This is a genomic window from Pseudomonas sp. FW300-N2F2 (assembly GCF_017351655.1).
GTDB lineage: Bacteria > Pseudomonadota > Gammaproteobacteria > Pseudomonadales > Pseudomonadaceae > Aquipseudomonas > Aquipseudomonas fluorescens_AA.
The window spans coordinates 282,044-299,285 of the sequence record NZ_JACNDQ010000004.1; the positions used below are offsets into that span (position 1 = coordinate 282,044).

The window sequence follows — 17,242 nt, forward strand, 5'->3', positions numbered from 1 at the left end:
ATTTTTCTTAAATGAACCGCATTGGGTTCATGAGCGGGCTTTTTGAAAGAACACCTCCTTGGCCTGGTCCACGGCAATTTCGCTGCGATAACGGTCGACCAGCTGGCGCTGGCTGAGGACTTGTGTGGCATCGGCGGCAGTGGCTTCTCGGCTGGCTTGCTCAATGGTTTTCAAGCGCGCCGAAAGGAACGCATAGGCGGGCACCCAGTTCGTCGAATAGCGGAAATCGGCAAACCAGAGGGTCTCACCGCTTTTCACGTCCCTGATCTCATACCGGTCAAGGTAGCCGTAGGGCGGAGTCTTGATGCGCTGCCGGCTCTTTTGTTTGGTAATGGAAATCTGGTTCCGGCTTTTAAGCCACAGGATGCTGCTCATGGTCGGCGGGCGTTGCTTGATGACATTCAACACGGTGTCGAACCCCAGGACATACAACGCGCTCGCTTCCCGCTGAAGCTGCGCGCGCAGGGTCTCGGCCGAGCGCCGCTGTGCTTCTGGCAGCTCGAAGGTTTCATTCGAAGCCACACCTTGCGCCTGGTCGAGGGCCTTTTGGATGGCCGCGCTGATTTTCTCCATCCTGCCGGCATGGGCATTGAGGATCATCCCGATCCCGGCAGGTGTATGGCTGGGCTGTTTGACGGTGGCTTGCATTTGCGCCTTGAACGCCGTCAGGCCGTTGATCAGGTCCTGACCCTTGGTGACGCTGACGTCCAGGGGCGGGACGGCGGGCGGCGTCGCGTCGGGTTTGACATGAGGGATCCACTCGCCGGTTTCTTTGCGGTGGAACGTAATGATGATCTCCCCGGAAAACGGGTTCTTCACATCGACCCAATCGGTTTCCTCCATCAACCGAGACAGGCGCGGCTCGCCGCTGACCAGGCCCCAGAAGCGCGCCCGGATGAATTTTTTCCTCGGCCGAGGGCGTTGCACGTACGGGGAGCCGGCGCTGCGCTGGTCCCTGCGTTCTTCGAGGGCCGCCGCCAAGTGCCGCATCGTCGATTGTTCAAGCGTGCCAATCCCCTTGCGCAGGCGGGCGAGCTGGGGCGGGCGCACGCTGCCCTTGTACTCGTTGCCCAGGTAGGTGAGATGTTCGTCGATGGCGGCGAACTGTTCGGCCAGGCTGCCGAAGGCGTCGATGCGCTCATCGAGCCGGATCACGCTGCGTTCATCGATTGCGTCGCGCAGGCTCTGGTAGGCGACCGTGGCGTTGTCCACGATCTGGTTGATCGCTTCCCAGCCTTCGGGCATCGACTCGACGCTGTCGAGTGTCAGGCACAAGTGACGGAACATATCGAGCTTGATCAGGCGCAGGTCGGCGCCGGTGTAGAGCGGCATCTTCTTGCGGTGCCGTCGGATGAATTCGAAACCTTCGTAGCCAAGGCTCTTCAGTTCGGTGAAGCGCGTCTCTATGTAGTCCAGGCGTTCGGTCATGTCGTCGCCGACGCTGATCATGCTTTCGGCCGCGTCGATGTGCTCTTGCTCCAGCACCTTGATCCCGGAGGTGATCATGCCCTTGGCTTTGTCCATGGCCGGGGCGAACCGATCCTCCAGGGCTTCCATCTCGGCAAAGGTGAAGTTGATCTGCGCATTCAGGTAGCCGAGCCGAGTGCGGGGGTAGTCGGGCCTGGACTGGAAGAGCGGCCATTCCAACAGCAGCGCCAGTGCCTGCTCATAGTTTTCCCGCTGCGTCTTCAGTGCCGCGACATAGGCGTCGCGTTTCACCTCCTTGGCAGCGCCCGAGGCCACGTCCATTTCCACCGCTTGCATGGTCAACAGTTTCTGGTTCTGCGGTTTCTTCGCTTCGAATTGATTGAGCGAGGCAAGCAGATCGATCCGGCGCCGCTGCGCATCGGCGATGACTTTTTGCCGGATGCCCTTGGACCCGCTGCCACGTACGCGCAGGCGCGTGTCGATGTGCCATTTGCCGTGGGTGTCACTCATCAGCGGAGGGCCTTCACGCGCGGGATCCTTTGCGTCGACGATAGAAACCAGCTCGCCTTCGACCTGCACCTTGAACCACTTGCCGGCCATTTTTGCGTGCCAGACGCCGTCCTTTTCGTAGAGCCCCTTGAGGGCCCCCCAGGTTCGGAACTGTCCGGGGTCTTCGGGTTCGGCGATGCTGAAGGTGTCGAGAAACCGGGCGCTTTCTTTCGATTTGCCCATCAAGGCACCGCTGGAGCGAATGGCTTCGTAGTGTTCGGTCGGCAGCGAAGCGCCTGGAAGCGGTGGGAGTCGCTCGATCACCAGCTCATGGGGGGGCTTGGGCAGGCTTTCCAGTTCCCTTACTTCTTGCGAGGCCTGGAGCCGGTGGGGGCTCCTGGCTGACCTGGCGCGGTCAATGGCATGAGTGATGATCGCCAGCGCAACGTTCAGCAGCAGGTCGGTGAACGCCTCCCACTTGGCCGGTTTGTCGGCGCCTTCCTTGCCCTGCGTGAGCTTGTCGATGTCGTCCAGGATCTGCCAGAGCCAGCCGGCCGTGCCTACGGCGGTTCCCAGGTACGGCAGGGCCAGGTTGAACAGCAGCCAGCCTGCCCGTTTGAAGGTCTCCCAGCGGTTTTCCCGATTGGACACCGATTGACGATCGGCCAGTTCGACCAAGGCGTTGGCATTGGCCTTGAACAGCTGCGGCAAGAAATTCGCCCCCAGGGTCTTGTCGGTCAAACTGACAGGACCGCTGTTGGCCAAGGAACTCAACGGATCGACCACGAATGCCACGATGCTCCAGGGGGAGGGCAACAGGTCCGGGAAGACAAACCGGCCGTAATCGTCCCGTACCCCATCGGGCAACCAGGCCAGTACCGACTGGCGTAACGACGGGGTTTGCCTGATGGCGTACAGCAGGTTGCTGAAGGAGGGGTACTGGCTCAACTGTGGTTCCAGCAGGGGCCGATACAACAGGCAGGGCCCGGCGCTGGAATCCTCGGGGCCGATGATGAACATATTGCCCACCACGTCTTGCGCATCGCCCAGTTGCAGTTCCGGCACGAAGGCCAGTTGGCGCAGGACAATGGTTTTTCCGTCCACCTTGCGATCCGCCTCGGCAGGTTCCATCAGCGCGGCGACGTAGCGGTAACCCGTATCGTCCAGGTGGTCCTCTCTGCGGATCTTGCGTTCCAACGCCAACATCGGCAGCTGGATGCGCAACTGAGAGGTGTACAGCTGTTCGCGACGGCTCGATTCGGTTGGATCGTCGAGCAGCTTGTGCTTGATCAGCTCGGGGTAGACACGACCGATGTCGGCCTGGGTGATGAGGTTTTCGATGTACTCGACGGTCATCCATCCGGGCAGTTCCGTGTCGTCCCGAAACTTGACGGTCTTGTCGCCAAGGGGCAGGGCGATCAGGTTCTGCAAGGCCAGTTCGACGAGGCTGAACCGGGTGGTCTCGATCTTGCCGGGCAGCACGAAGCTTCCCCAGACCACGGGGCTGCGCACCTCGATCTCGATGTTCTCCAGATCGAATGTCGAGGCGTCGGCATGGTCCGAGACCATCTGCTGCTTCAGCAGGTTCAAGGTGAACGTCTTGATCGGCACGATCCCGTCCAGGTAGGTCTTGCCGGCATGCTCCTGGTTCAAGATCGAGAGGTTTTTCATGTGCTGGGCAAACAGGATCTGATCGGACGGCGAGGCGTCCAGCAACCAGTGGGGCATCTGCCTCTGGAACCAGGCCACGAGCGCATCTTCGTCGCTTTCTTCACCGCTGGCGGGGGGATCGTAGGTCGCCCATGTCTGCGGGGAAGAACCGATGATCTTGACCTGCTCGGCAATCATCCCGCAGGCCTTGTGATCGAAGAGATTGCCCTCGGGCTCATACAGTCGCCACTGGATCTTGCGGTAGGTGGCCGTACCGAAATGGGTCGTGAGGGATTGACCAAGGGCCTGCTGTGAATCGAATTTCTGGTAGCCGTTGGCGATCGAGTATTTGAGGATGACCTCCTTTTTGTCGATGGTACCGATCAGCACGACGATGGAATTGTCGCCCAGGCGCTTCACCTCGGAACCGTCGACGTTATCGATGTCGATCAGATAACCATGGCTATCGTAGGGGTCGTTCTCCTTGCGGTCCTTGCGGTCGGGGTGGTGGAACAATTGCCTGGCCATGTCGCATTCGGTCGTCGTCCAGCCGCGGACGCGCCCGACGTTCCAGGCTTGACGCAGCGCACTGGAAAGCTGATGCCAGCGGGGCCCGGACTCGCCGAGGGAGGCATTCCAATAGGCCAACTGTTGCTCCTGGCAGGCCGTCAGCATGGCCGGCACCAGCTCGTTGAGCAGATGCCCGATCTGGTCGATGCGCACCGGTAAATGCACATCGGGAGAGGTGAGCGGCAGTCGGGTAAGGAAATGCAGGCCTTCGATCAACAGCATCGAATTGCCTTCCTCGTTCACCAGCCCGGCCAGCATTTCACTGAGGGTTTCGTAGCGGGTGGGCCGTCGCACGATTTCATCGTCGACAATCTCCCAGTCCGGCTCGCCCACCACGGTGTTGTGTGGATCGAGGTTCAGCGTGGGGTAGAGCTTCTTGAGGGCATCGCGCAAGAGAATGGACGCGACCTCCGGATACGTGGGCCCTGCGAGCAACTGATTGAGGATTGCATCTTTGGGATTGGCATTGGCCCTGGGGGCCGTGATAGGGGGCGTGGGTGTCATCTGAGTCTTCCTGTCTCTCGCGACGAATGGAATGGCGAAGCCGAGCGCTTCGGGATAGCCATACTAGTGAGGCGAAAAACAGGGAAGGTGGTAACTATGTATGGGGCGTGGAGGTGGCGGGGATAACGCCTGTGGGAGCGAGCTTGCTCGCGAAAGCGATGTATCAGGCGCCGATAATGTTGAATGTACCGGCGTCTTCGCGAGCAAGCTCGCTCCCACAGGTTTTCTGTTTAGCTTGACGAGCTCACTGACCGGACTTGATCCGCGTCCAGGCCCGCGTCCGCGCCCGTTCGGCATCTCGTGGCAACGGTTGCAAGGTGTAGAGCGTGGCCATGGCCGCTTCGGTCGGGTACAGGTTGGGGTTGTTGCGGATCGCCGGGTCGACCATCTCGGTCGCGTCCTTGTTCGGGTTCGGATAGCCGACAAAATCACTGACCGGCGCGATCACCTGCGGTTGCAGCAAATAGTTGATGAAGGTGTAGGCGTCGCCTGGGTTGGCGGCGCCTTTGGGAATGGCGAGCATATCGAACCAGATCGGCGCGCCTTCCTTGGGCAGGCGCATGTCCACCGTCACGCCGTTCTTGGCCTCCTTGGCGCGGTTGGCCGCCTGGGAAAAGCTGCCGGAGTAACCCACGGCCACGCAAATGTCGCCGTTGGCGATGTCGGCCATGTATTTGGACGAGTGGAAATAGGTGATGTGCGGGCGAATCTTCATCATCAGCGCTTCGGCCTTGGCGTAGTCCGCCGGCTTCTTGCTGTTGGGGTCCAGGCCCAGGTGCTGCAAGGCCAGGGGCAGGATCTCCGACGGCGAATCCAGCAGCGCCACGCCGCACTGCTTGAGCTTGCTGATGTTCTCTTCCTTGAAGATCAGGTCCCAACTGTCCACCGGCGCGTTGTCGCCCAGGGCGGCCTTGACCTTGTCCGGGTTGAAGCCGATCAGGATGGTGCCGTACATGTAGGGCACGGCGAACTTGTTGCCTGGGTCGTTGGCTTCGATCAGCTTCATCAGCTTGGGATCGAGGTGGTTCCAGTTTGGCAGCTTGCTGCGGTCCAGGGGTTGGAACACCCCGGCCTCGATCTGCTTGGCCAGGAACACGTTGGACGGCACCACCACGTCATAGCCGGAGTTACCCGTCAGCAGCTTGGCCTCCAGGGCCTCGTTGGTGTCGAAGATGTCGTAGACCAGCTTGACCTGGCTGTTCTGCGCCTTGAAATCGTCCAGGGCCTTGGGCGTGATGTAGTCGAACCAGTTGTAGACGCGCAAGGTGCGCTCCTCGGCCTGGACAGCGCCGCAAAGCAGCGCGGCGCACACGGCTGGAGCCATAAAACGCTTGAGTCTGTTCATGCTGTGATTCCTCATGGGGCGCTTTGGAAACCTTCAAGAACGTTCACGGCATTGATGCCGATTTCTGCCACCGCGTAGCCGCCTTCCATCACGAACAGCGTCGGCTTGCCGAGCGCCGCGATGCGCTTGCCCATCGCCAGGTAATCCGGGCTGTCGAGCTTGAATTGCGAGATGGGGTCGTCCTTGAACGTGTCGACACCCAGGGACACGACGATGACATCGGCGTCGTAACCCCGGATTTGCCCGCAGGCCTGCTCCAGCGCCGCGCTCCAGGTGTCCCAGCCGGAGCCGGCCGGCAAAGGGTAGTTGAAATTGAAGCCCTCGCCGTCGCCCTCGCCATGCTCGTCGGCATACCCCAGGAAGAACGGAAACTCCGCCTCGGGGTGACCGTGGATCGAGGCGAACAACACGTCGCTGCGCTCATAGAAAATCGATTGGGTGCCGTTGCCGTGGTGGTAATCCACATCCAGGATCGCGACCTTCTGATGGCCCTGGTCGAGAAAGGCCTGGGCGGCGATGGCGGCGTTGTTGAGGTAGCAATAACCGCCCATCAAATCGCCGGCGGCGTGGTGCCCCGGTGGGCGGCACAACGCAAAGGCACTGCGCGCCCCGCGCTGGATGTCCGCCTGAGCGGTGAGGGCCACTTGCGCGGCGCTGTAGGCCGCCTGCCAAGTGCCGGCGGTAATCGGCGCGCCGCCGTCGAAACTGTAATAACCCAACTGGCCGTGCAGGCTCGTGGGAATGACCGAGCGCAGCGTTCGCGCCGGCCAGGTAAAGGGCAACAAATCACCGTCGCGGTTGTACTTGGCCCAGCGGTCCCAGGCGCCTTTGAAAAACTCCAGGTACGCCGCACTGTGGATGCGCTGGATCGGCCCCAGGCCAAAATCCTGCGGCGCCTCCACCGGCCCCAGCCCCTGCGCCTTGACCCGCTCCAACACATGATCGGCCCGGGACGGCATCTCGAAGCAGGGCATCAATTGCCCATCCATCAACTCGCAGCGCCCATGGTGCAGGTGGTGATCGTCTGAGTAGATCGTCAGCATTTTTTTGTTCTCCGCTAGGCTGATTCGGTTTGAACACAGTCTTGCGGCCAGCGGCGTTTCAGAGAACGGCAGGAGAGGCCAAAAGGGGATCGAAATGGCCAAAAGGTTTGACCGTAAATCGCCCCTTGTTGGCGCGGGTGTGCGCGGGGTTGGGGCATGGGGAGCTAATCAGACTAGAGATTGTGGGTATAGCCGCATTTATTTTTTGATTTTGAGTAGTAAGCCAGGTCGATTTTAAAAAGAGCGCGGACGTGGGTGAGCTGTTCTTTAAGATGAGCTTTAGCCATACCTTCACTATCTTCAGAAAACATAAGGTGGTAAATGGCGGGCCAAGTCACCGCAGCATCAGAAAAGTATATTGCCTTGCGAGAACCGACAATTGAGATGCATTCTGTACTAGAAAAAAGTGCCAGTAAAAATTTTTCATGGATCATGGAACAAGCAGATAAGAATAGGCGACGTTTCTTCAGGTGAGGTGCTAGGATCTTTGCAAGATCTGTATAACTTATCTCATCCTGATTGGTAGTAAATAACCCGTGTTTATTCCCATGAGCTGAGATGTGTAGGTAGCGATATCTCGATTTTCCGAACTCTGTAACGGCTTCGATGAATTGATCTCGCGTCCTGACATAACGGTAGATGGGGTTTTTTTCGTGTAGCCTTAAGACTGAAGAAATAACACCCCCTTCAAAGCGGCCATTGCCCTCATCGTCAGGATTAAGTGTTTCAATAATGAAAACGTCAGGGATAGAGGCCATTTAGAGGTGCTCAAGTAATTTTGCTTGTAATGGATAATATTTTTGATCACGCAAGATTTCGTGATTCAGCTCTGTTGAAAATAGAAAATACCGTTGTTCTTGAATTTGTCGGCGTACCAAGCAACGCCAAGAATATGCTTCATTGCTTCCTTTTCTCCGGAAGGAACATCGTCCCGGTTTTTTAAGAATTCTTCAAATTTTACATTGTGGTTGGGAAATATTTCATTTAGCTCATTTAGTTTTTTTCGTCCATTTTCTACGGTTATGGACTTGCTTTTCTTTGAAAACCTATTGGGGTACAACAGATTGAAAGAGGACGAAAGGCGCCAGTGATTGGATACCCTGAGGTCATTGAAGTAGTTGAAATGTCGGTTGTAGATATTGGTGAGCAAGACAAAATCCACGAGATCGAATCGTTCATGCTCAATTGGACTGTTCTCGGTAAAGAATCCACCCTCACCAAACAGGTAGCCACGCCACAGTTGCATGTCGATCTCTTCGTGACAGCACACAATCAATATGTTGGTGTCTTCGACTCTGCATTGCTTGACTTTTGCTTGGGTGGATTCCAGAAAATCCTTCATTACGTTATCTAGATTTTTCCCTTCTTTCACTGTCTTGCCTTGTGGCGTTAAGCGCTCACGCGCTTCCTTAAGCGCCTGTTCGCGGAGTGCGTTATGGGGCATTCTGTTTGAAAAGGTAAGCGTCACTTCGTCAGGGGAGCGTACTTCATCTTTGTAAGAGGCACATTTTACTTCGAGATTATATTTTTCCCCTTTTACAGTTACGCTGAAGTCAACATCTTTAGGCGACGTGACTTTATCTTCGTAGACGAATGCCGCATTGGGGTAGTCGATAAATTCATTCATGGCTGTTAGCTCGCAAGCAGCCTGTATATATTGACTTTCGTTAAAAGCCCCGGCGCGAACTTGCAATTTATCTCGGATGAGACGCTTGACTTGTTTCTCACCTATCTTAGCTTGAAGCGAGTTGAGGATTTTATTCAGCGCGTGTAGGTACTCGTCGTAATGAATGCTGGTTTTTACAAGGTAGTGCTGGTTGTCAGTAATTTCACTCAGGTGATCGAGGAGCATGCGTCATATTTCCTTGTTCATTTGTTAGCTGAACGAATGCGCGGGTTAACGGGGGAAGCCCCCTGGGCATTGGCTATTCAGGTTTGATAGCGGGAAGCGAAAGGGATGAACGTATTGCGTTCAAGGACGCGTAGAAATCCTCAGTGTTGCCGAACGCCCCTCTGTAGATCTTGTGAACGAGAGCCTCATCTTGCTTGGCGATCTCAATGAACACGGCAAACGTCAAAGAGATGCCCCGTGGCAGCCGGAAGTAACCTTTGTCTATAAGTTGCTTGGCACGCAGTTCAAGCAATGGGAGGTTCGTCTTGAACATAGCATCCACCTTATCGATGCTGTCCAGTTTGAGTTCGCCGCTGAGGTAGCGGTCGTATCGAATGGTGTGGTCGCTTTCATACCATTCCGAAAGAATCTCGATGCCGAACTTTTTCGCCAGCTCGGCATCCATCGCCGAAACCAGCAGATTCGACCGGGCGTAGGTGGAGATGTAGGCGTAGAACTCCCGCTCCAAGGTCTCCAGGATCAAGGCGTTTTTCGATTTGCCAAGGGTATTGGCGACAGCGGCAATGGTCCTGTCCAGGCTGCTGCTCAAATTACGCAGCGTGTAGGAGACCGTTTCGGCCTTTTCAACATCGTTCATAGGGAATGACTCTGGGAAAGCTCCTCCGACGTAGAAGAGATGGAACCATCGTCTACCTGAAAAACCATTTAGTCAATTGTGGTTCATAAAATAAAATATGGTTATTTTGTTGTGATGTGAATTTCGATGGTTCTAGGACGTGCCTTATCCCGAGGCGATCACAGAGCGGGCACCCACCACCAATCCCCTGTGGGAGCGAGCTTGCTCGCGATGGCTGCAGCCCATACACATCTAAATCCGCCCCCTCCTCGGTCTGAAGGTGCAGGTGATCCGTGGCCAGAGATTGCTCCCTCGCCACGGGTTGGTGGTGTAGCAGTTAGCGCGGGTCGACGTTATCCAGCACTCGGTTTGCCAGCAATGAACTCATTTCGATCAGTTGCTGGATGCCGAGGGCGATGTGGCGGCGGGGGCCTTCCAGGTCGAAGGCCAGGTTGCTGATCATCGCGTCGGCGGATGCCAGGTTCTCGCTGAGGTTGGCGAGCAGGCATTCGTTGTCGGCGTTTTTTGCCACGGTGAAGAGCTGGCCTGGTTTGGATGTATCTTCGGACTTTTCCGGTTTCGGTAGCAGGTAATGATCCAAGGCACGTTTGGCGGCTTCGTCGTGCCTTTTAGCCTCGGATCTGGTGTGCGGGGAGGTGCGGTCTGTCCCTGGGGGATTCGGTGTAGGCTTGAACATGTGCTGATACTCCATGGTTAAGCCGCAACCTCTTCCCTACTAAAAGAAGGGTGGCGGCTGTACGCAGGTTAGTAGACCGGGGAGATCAGCATTGCCGGCGCGCCGAAGCGCCCTGCGCACAGCCACCATCAAGGACAGGTTAGGAACCTGCTTCGATGGAGAGCTTGTACATCTTACTGACACAACCCCGGGCTACTAAACCCGACCACTGATGGGCAGTGGCAGGGAAACGATAGAACCCGGGGGCAAGGCGCACAAGCGGGCGGATTCTGGCGTAGTTGTAGGCAATGGCGCAAGGATTCGTAGCTTGGTGGAAGCGTTGCGAAGGGAGAATAAACAAGCCTTCGTAATGCCCAGGATTCGGGGCGAAGGAGCTCGTTCCCGCTCGGTGGCGCAGCGGTTTTTCTGTAGGAATGCGCCGGCCTTTTTGGGGCTGCTGCGCAGCCCAGCGGGGATAAATCCCCTCGCCACAAAATGTACGTCCACCGCCACCGCCTTGTGGGAGCGAGCTTGCTCGCGATGGCGGCAGCACAGCGGTCATGCCAGAGTGCAGTCTAAAGGTGTTTGAACAACCCGAAGTCAGGCCATTTGAGCTTCAATTTCTGCGAGCAAGCCTTGAATTAAGCCTGCCGCATAACGCTGTGCGCTAATGAGGTCGTCTTCATCTTCGCCGCCATGAAACCGTGCGTATGCGACTGCCCCCACCTTTTCAAAACCTTCGCTGAAATGATCATCGCCAAAACGCCGGGCCAATGCAGCCAACCCATCGCTTACGGCCTCTCCATGCCTCCCCGTGCGAATTCGCTCGACAAAAAGCCTGGCAACATTTTCAAGTGAGCCTGAGTACCGAACTACATGGATGAGATCCGCTGCATCCTTGTTCTCTTGCCGCTGGTCAAGGGCAAGCGCTTTCAGAATCACGAATGCAGGCACGTCTGCAAAACGTATGATATCGACCGACATTCCTCCACTGTCGAGCAGTTGAGCACCGACCTCTTTTTCTTGATACCAGTCGTGCACGATTCTGGCGTGTTTAATGGTGAGTGCTGAGACCTGCTCACCGCTGACGCTTACGGCCTTTCCAGGTTGCTCGTCACCGGCATCACGCAGTAGCTCTACGACGACCTCAATATGCTCATCAACTTGTCTGCGCCATCTCCAAGACGTTGGTTTCCATTCTCGACCCAACGTACAAATCCTCGCGCCTTCAACTGATCGGCAAGGCTAACGTATTCGTCGCCGGTCGCTAGGACTTCCAGGTTCAGCACAATATCTACATCAGACGTACCCGCATGCGTTGGCACCTCTGGTGGTGCCTCTGGAGTCAGATAGCGAGGCACTAGGCCGCCGACTAAGCGCAATGTGCCCTTCAAATTACCAAACGCACTGAGTAGCGTGAGCAAGGTCCTCTCACAGGCGTTCGTCACATCAGCGTCGTACCCCGCAGCCGTGCGGGGTTTCAATTCCTTGCCCATTCAACCTCCAAAAAATTCCTGATGTGCTCTGCCAGCTCTTTGTTTCGCCCTCTACCATCAAGGAGATCAAGATAAAGAATGTATGGGCTTGCAAAATATGCAGGGTATTCAGGGTGCGGCTGCCTGAACAGCAAGCTAGCGCCTTCACGCTCAGTGATGGTTACGTTCGACCCTTTTTTTGCGGGCTTGAGCCCGAGCACATCCGCCATGTCCTGCGTGTACCCCTTAGGAACAATCAGATCGACGGTATCTGTGCTTGTGAGCAAGGGTGCGAATACGTTTCCAGCAGCGGTCCCTGTGAATGCCCATGGATAATCGACCTGCTTTTCGGCAACTGTTTCTGCAGCCCGGGCAAGTAAGTGCTTTGAGCTTTCCACAAACGTATACCAAGTGGATGAGTTCTCACGTGCTCGCGCCTGCCATTGCTCGGCCCACGCGTCGAGTAAGGCTCCAGGGTTGACCAACCGTCTCCGGCGGGTCGGCCCTCCACCTACAGACTCGCACCATTCGCGCTGCGTTAGCTCTTGAAGCACCAGTGAGCAGGTGTACTGAGAGGTTTCTGCCAAATTCGATAGCTCGGTTCCTGTCAGCCATTCATGACTGTGCACTAGCAGCGAATGAATGACGTTTTCGCGAGCACCTGTAAAAAGCTGTATCGCTCGCCTTGAGGTGTTGGGTTTTGATGGCCGCTGTATATCAACTAGCCAGTGGCCATGTTTTAGGTAGAGGCTTCCACCTAGCTCAAAAAATGCGATGTCTCTCTCTTTCAGTTCTTTCTTTGCGCCAGGACTCAGCGATTCCGCTGCAATCATCCGGACACTATCCACATCGCGGAGGCGATTTCGTTCAAAACTGTCCAGGCGCCAGACTGCGTCTCGGATGTCTCGGGGGTAAGCACTGCCAATGATCTCGACGAGGATCTTTAGGTCTTTAGCTGACATGCTCAGCTCGATCACACCGTCGGGACTTGCGTTTAGGCCTTCATGCCCATGATAAAAATCTAGGCCTGAGTGCACTTTAACGTGTGCCTCGTGACCAAAGGCGTCAGTGAGACTGTGCTCTAAGCTATCCAAGACCTGACCCTCAAGCTTGGAGTCCCAATCATGATGTCGTTCCATATCTTAGCTCCAATCCCATCTTTAGCTGGCCAGAAAAACCTCTGCAAGAGGCAATACCTTAGCTCAAATTAGGTGTTTAGCTGAGCAGCTAAATAAGCCGAATAAGCTAATCATAGATCATTTTTTGACCTATTAGGATCCTGGGCGCGTTAGGACGGGCTTGTAGCTGGTTGGCGACGGTGCTTGCTCCTCGCTCGGGGGCGGCTACGCCGGTCAAACGATTGAATCGAGATCCAGCGTATACGGTTCACCAATAGCGTATCCGTGAGCACCACGGATCAATTCACCGTCGTCATCCCGGGCCGGTGCCATCGCCAGTTGCTCCACCTCCCTGTTTTCCGGGTGTGCCTGCCAGCGGGCCAGGTTTCGTGCCAGTTGCTCGGGGTGTTCCGACAAGCTCCCATAGACGTCTTTTTCGCTGACCGACGCAGTGCGCAATGTAGCCAGGCGCGCGCGGGTGCTGTGCAGCTTGTCGACCTCGCGGATGAGCGCAATGTTGATGTCGCTTTCGCTACGTCCATTGGGTGCGCTCCGTCCCGCTAGGGAGCGCTCTTCATCACGTAGCTGTTGGGTAATGCGTGCCAGCGCATTGTCGATCCATTCATATTCGCGTTTTGTCGCCAGTGGGCTTTCGGTTATGTGCGCTTCCTGCCAGCGCCGTAAGGTCGCCCAGCAGGCGGGGATGTAGCTGGGAAGCATGAAATGGTTGCCGGTCTGGATGAGTTGGGCCAGTAATGCAGGGCGGTGCGGCAGGCCATGTTTGTGCTCTAGGGCCACCTCGCAGGCGGCGTGTTGGGTGATGGTGTCGACCGAGGAAGTCGCCCGGTTGGACAAACAATCTGACCGCTAACGGCCAGAAGCGGACATTCAGGATATAAACGCTGGTTGACTTTTAGCCCCTAGATCGTCCCGAGACGACTTGCGAGGGTGATGGCACTCTACTATCGTACGTACGGCGAGTTCTGTGCTCAGATCAGCGATAGTAGAAAAAGTGATCCTGGCAAAACTCTAGAGACGATCATTTCGGAGATTCTGCAATGGAGCTGGAGCATGCTGGGAATAGCCGACATGAGTTTCATTTAAATGACGAGCATTTCATAAAGACAAGAGTGTCTGAGATTTCTCTCTGCCTTGCATTTATGATTTTTTTGACGGGCTGCACAAGCACTTCCGAACAACGCGGGTATCTCATTCCTGAATACTCCGCAAATGCGCAAATAGTGAACGTAGCGGTAGCTGCACCTGCACCTGCACCTGCACCTGCACCTGCACCTGCAGTCACACCCACACCTGAAGCCCTAGCAAAGGGAAAACCGCTAAATCTCACACCTCTGAGTGGGTTTGATGACGACTGGGGATATGAAGGGGCAGACGGAGAAAACTTTTCCGACTCCTACACGAGATTATTGATTCTTAGCGATATACCTGCTTATCGACACGGAGACGCCGGTGACTCGCTGCCGGTGATGGGCTACGAAAAAAGAGGTTGGTTATCACGCTTTCTGGTCGGGCGCGACTTTTCCATAAACTTGACGGCAGGTGTCACAGTGGGGGGATTTGAATCAACCATCCCACTGGCAACCATAGGCCACGTAAGTGATTCGAATGGCGAACAGTGGAACCGGGTTATCCATCACTCTAAGGCTAACTTCCCATTATTTCTGGTAAAAGCAGATGGTAGCGCTTCAGTTCCCGTCGTTAAGCTTACAGTCAACGGTACGCAATCCTATTCCTCTAGAGGTGCCGCAGCGGCTGTTCAGGTTGCACTTGGAGTGGCGCGCGCCTCTGCAGGGTCAGCGTCAGTGATAACGCGGCTCTCCGAACAGGCAACGAAAGACAAAGCAAGAGCGATTGATGATGCTATATCTCGTCTTTTTTCTAGCGGTGTCACCGAGGAGCATTGGACTGACAGAGATCTTCGATTCTGGAGAACGGGGAACAACAACGAGCCTCAGGGTGTGAAAGTGAGTTTCCACATACCGAATGATACGACTGACTGGAACTCGGCGCCTTCGCCCGTGGGAAAATGGATTATCACCTTCGATCATCCGCGACCGTCTATATTTTCAGATTGGCGAGTGTGTAGTGCGTCGACCTTTCCCAAATGTGCAGCATCCAGGAGAGCCGCACTGGAGAAGATTCATAAAGAAATTGATGTTAGCCAAGTGCTTAACTATAAGCTGACCAGTGATCCCCTGGGGCTCGGAAGCATCAAAGCATTTATTTCTCAGCAGGATTGGTACACGTCGGCACAGATGAGTTTTATGAATCCTTTGGCCAAGAAGGCTGCTGCAGATGCCTTTTGTAGAAGGGTTCTCAATGAAGTCGGTGGTTTAGGGTTAAATGGCACCGATGCAAGAATAGTTTTATGGTCTGTAGTTAAAGGCTTGCCAATGGCAGGCGATGTCGACTTTTTAAGTGTCAGTAGCTGCAATGATTCTTTGAGTGAAGTGGAGGCGGATCGGGCTTGAGCTTTTAACACTCTCAGTATGCAGCAGACGGTGCTTTTTCATCACATCAGAAAAGCTCGAGAGTCAAATAGATGGTTGCGAAAACTTTTTCCTTAAGATCAGCCACGATGGCTTGATATCTGGCTGTTGTAGTTCAGGTAGGGCGATCGGTCATGGATGGCAGCAAACGGCCAAAAGCGGACGTTCACACGCTACCGCTTCCGGCTAGGAGCGGACTATCAAACAGATCGACAAAAGAAGTAGCGATTCGGCGATACTCAGACGAGCATTTGGTCATCACCAACACGAATTTAAAATAGGAGAAACCTTTTGACTACGGACGCTACGACTCCTTCTGAGAGAAAATCAATCCAACTACGCTTCAAAAGTCTCCAATTCGATACAAACACTTGGCCTTGTCCTCAAGACTTACTAGGGCGGCATGCAGAGATTGAGAATCTGTCGCCAGTTTTGCTGAATGCGCAGTCTCCATTGGTTTTCGCTATAGATGCCCCGTGGGGGGGAGGAAAAACTACTTTTTTTCGGCTTTGGCAGTGTTACTTGAGTTACGAAAAAAAAGTCAGCCTATATCTCAATGCTTGGGAAAGCGATTTCGCTGAGGACCCCTTGCTGCCGATGTTATCGGTACTGGATCGCTGGCTTAGCGATCAGAGTAATACGCCTGCCGTCAGAAGTGCGTGGGAGAAAGCCAAAACATATGCGCCAAGCATTATCAAGTCCACCGCAGTTGCTGCCGCAAAGGCTGCAACCTTTGGAGCCCTGGATCTAGATAAGGAATACGAAAAACTTGCTTCCGAGTTGGCCGGTGGCTCTGTTGGTAGTTTAGTAGATAGCTTTAATATCAAGCAGAAATCCTTAGAACGCTTTAAGGTTCAGTTGAGTAAAGCTCTCGATGCATTGCCAGAAGGACAAGAAAATCTAATTCTTTTTGTTGATGAATTGGATAGATGCAAACCAACTTACGCAATCGAGGTTTTGGAACGAATAAAGCATTTATTCGACGTGGATCGCCTGGTCTTTGTTCTTGCAATAAATCGCAATCAACTTAGTAAAAGTTTTCAGGGGGTTTACGGCCCAGCATTCGATGGCTCTCATTATTTGAGAAGGTTTATCGATTTGGATTACCATCTAAACTTGGTGGATGTGGATGCATACATTAACGCTCGAATTAGGCAGCCCGACATATTAGACTACTTTAAGTCGCGACATTCAGAGCGGGATGATTATGAGTATGGAGCGAAAGTATTAAGCTTTTTAGCAGTGCGATTTAAGTTTACTCTTCGAGATATTGATCAGCTTGTTGTTAGGTTAAGATTGATACTGCGCAGCATTCCAAAAGATCACTTCTTAGATATTCCTTTGCTAATCCCCCTAATGGTATTGCGCCAGGAAAATCCGGACCTATACCATAGATATACGGCAAATGCTTCATGCGCAAATGAAGTGGCCGAATTTATCCTAGGTGGCCCAATCGGAAATGTAGTCTTTGACCATTCAATTGCTGTGGTTGTCGGTTATCTGATCGCAGCGGCGCGAGATCCATATGAGCGGGCTTCCGTTGAACATTTGATTATTCCTTGGAGAGACTGGATTGGACAAATGCCAGATAAAGACCCGCAGGAAGCAGTTGTACGAACTGTTGTAGAGTTTGCATCCGACGCTAGAGATTTTCGACATCGTAGAGAAATGCAGAAGCTTGCATCTTCACGGATCGAACTTGTCAACAAAATGGATGTTTCTTGAATTTAAGCTGCAAGAAGCTATCGTGGTTTTATGCTGTTTCTCGGCCTGATAAATCAAATCAAAAACTTAATAAGGAATTTACTCGGGCATTTGTTGCAGTAGTATATAGCGAATGGTTCCAACCGTTCGCTTCGCTCAACGGGACGGGTTGGAGCCCGCCCCTTAATCAAACGATTGTGTTCGCTTTGGCCTATTTCTGCCTGTGGCAAGGGCTTCATCGACCACAAGCAATCTTTTCGCC

Annotated in this window: 12 protein-coding genes; 2 read left to right on the forward strand and 10 right to left on the reverse strand. The window is 54.5% G+C overall.

The genetic code is table 11. The features are described from left to right. Positions 1–27: 27 nt before the first annotated feature. The 10 genes from J4E63_RS27915 to J4E63_RS27960 form a co-directional block, all read right to left on the reverse strand. Positions 28–4,641 (reverse strand): dermonecrotic toxin domain-containing protein, encoded by a 4,614-nt coding sequence (locus J4E63_RS27915; RefSeq protein ID WP_207283938.1) that lies wholly within the window; start codon positions 4,639–4,641, stop codon positions 28–30. A gap of 244 nt (positions 4,642–4,885) precedes the next feature. Then, positions 4,886–5,986, reverse strand: coding sequence for a polyamine ABC transporter substrate-binding protein (locus J4E63_RS27920; RefSeq protein ID WP_207283939.1), 1,101 nt, complete (start codon positions 5,984–5,986; stop codon positions 4,886–4,888). Positions 5,987–5,997: 11 nt separating this feature from the next. Continuing rightward, the gene (locus J4E63_RS27925; protein ID WP_207283940.1) at positions 5,998–7,029 is read right to left on the reverse strand and encodes a histone deacetylase family protein; all 1,032 of its coding nucleotides are present in this window, start codon (positions 7,027–7,029) and stop codon (positions 5,998–6,000) included. 173 nt (positions 7,030–7,202) lie between these two features. Beyond that, positions 7,203–7,787 carry a hypothetical protein gene (locus J4E63_RS27930; RefSeq protein ID WP_207283941.1) on the reverse strand — a complete coding sequence of 195 codons (585 nt, stop codon included), beginning with the start codon at positions 7,785–7,787 and terminating at the stop codon, positions 7,203–7,205. A 65-nt stretch (positions 7,788–7,852) separates the two neighbouring features. Continuing rightward, entirely contained in the window at positions 7,853–8,881 is a 1,029-nt protein-coding gene (locus J4E63_RS27935) for a hypothetical protein (RefSeq protein WP_207283942.1), read from the reverse strand. 73 nt (positions 8,882–8,954) lie between these two features. Beyond that, complete coding sequence (locus tag J4E63_RS27940; protein ID WP_207283943.1) at positions 8,955–9,518, reverse strand: hypothetical protein; 564 nt, start codon at positions 9,516–9,518, stop codon at positions 8,955–8,957. Positions 9,519–9,834: 316 nt separating this feature from the next. Continuing rightward, on the reverse strand, positions 9,835–10,194 hold the full coding sequence (locus tag J4E63_RS27945; RefSeq protein ID WP_207283944.1) for a DUF6124 family protein: 360 nt from the start codon (positions 10,192–10,194) through the stop codon (positions 9,835–9,837). A gap of 579 nt (positions 10,195–10,773) precedes the next feature. Further along, entirely contained in the window at positions 10,774–11,382 is a 609-nt protein-coding gene (locus tag J4E63_RS31020) for a hypothetical protein (RefSeq protein ID WP_256587181.1), read from the reverse strand. A 271-nt stretch (positions 11,383–11,653) separates the two neighbouring features. Beyond that, complete coding sequence (locus J4E63_RS27955) at positions 11,654–12,787, reverse strand: type IV toxin-antitoxin system AbiEi family antitoxin (RefSeq protein ID WP_207283945.1); 1,134 nt, start codon at positions 12,785–12,787, stop codon at positions 11,654–11,656. Positions 12,788–13,000: 213 nt separating this feature from the next. Then, the gene (locus tag J4E63_RS27960; RefSeq protein WP_207283946.1) at positions 13,001–13,621 is read right to left on the reverse strand and encodes a hypothetical protein; all 621 of its coding nucleotides are present in this window, start codon (positions 13,619–13,621) and stop codon (positions 13,001–13,003) included. A gap of 203 nt (positions 13,622–13,824) precedes the next feature. Between J4E63_RS27960 and J4E63_RS27965 the strand changes: the two genes are divergently transcribed. Next, a complete protein-coding gene (locus tag J4E63_RS27965) occupies positions 13,825–15,258 on the forward strand; it encodes a hypothetical protein (RefSeq protein ID WP_207283947.1) in 1,434 nt (477 codons plus the stop codon). Positions 15,259–15,567: 309 nt separating this feature from the next. Further along, a complete protein-coding gene (locus J4E63_RS27970) occupies positions 15,568–17,001 on the forward strand; it encodes a P-loop NTPase fold protein (RefSeq protein WP_207283948.1) in 1,434 nt (477 codons plus the stop codon). Positions 17,002–17,242: the final 241 nt, after the last annotated feature.

Excerpts from the sequence above, each read along its gene's own strand:
- J4E63_RS27915 (WP_207283938.1), bottom strand. The coding sequence starts at position 4,641 with ATGACACCCACGCCCCCTATCACGGCCCCCAGGGCCAATGCCAATCCC.
- J4E63_RS27920 (WP_207283939.1), bottom strand. The coding sequence starts at position 5,986 with ATGAACAGACTCAAGCGTTTTATGGCTCCAGCCGTGTGCGCCGCGCTG.
- J4E63_RS27925 (WP_207283940.1), bottom strand. The coding sequence starts at position 7,029 with ATGCTGACGATCTACTCAGACGATCACCACCTGCACCATGGGCGCTGC.
- J4E63_RS27930 (WP_207283941.1), bottom strand. The coding sequence starts at position 7,787 with ATGGCCTCTATCCCTGACGTTTTCATTATTGAAACACTTAATCCTGAC.
- J4E63_RS27935 (WP_207283942.1), bottom strand. The coding sequence starts at position 8,881 with ATGCTCCTCGATCACCTGAGTGAAATTACTGACAACCAGCACTACCTT.
- J4E63_RS27940 (WP_207283943.1), bottom strand. The coding sequence starts at position 9,518 with ATGAACGATGTTGAAAAGGCCGAAACGGTCTCCTACACGCTGCGTAAT.
- J4E63_RS27945 (WP_207283944.1), bottom strand. The coding sequence starts at position 10,194 with ATGTTCAAGCCTACACCGAATCCCCCAGGGACAGACCGCACCTCCCCG.
- J4E63_RS27955 (WP_207283945.1), bottom strand. The coding sequence starts at position 12,787 with ATGGAACGACATCATGATTGGGACTCCAAGCTTGAGGGTCAGGTCTTG.
- J4E63_RS27965 (WP_207283947.1), top strand. The coding sequence starts at position 13,825 with ATGGAGCTGGAGCATGCTGGGAATAGCCGACATGAGTTTCATTTAAAT.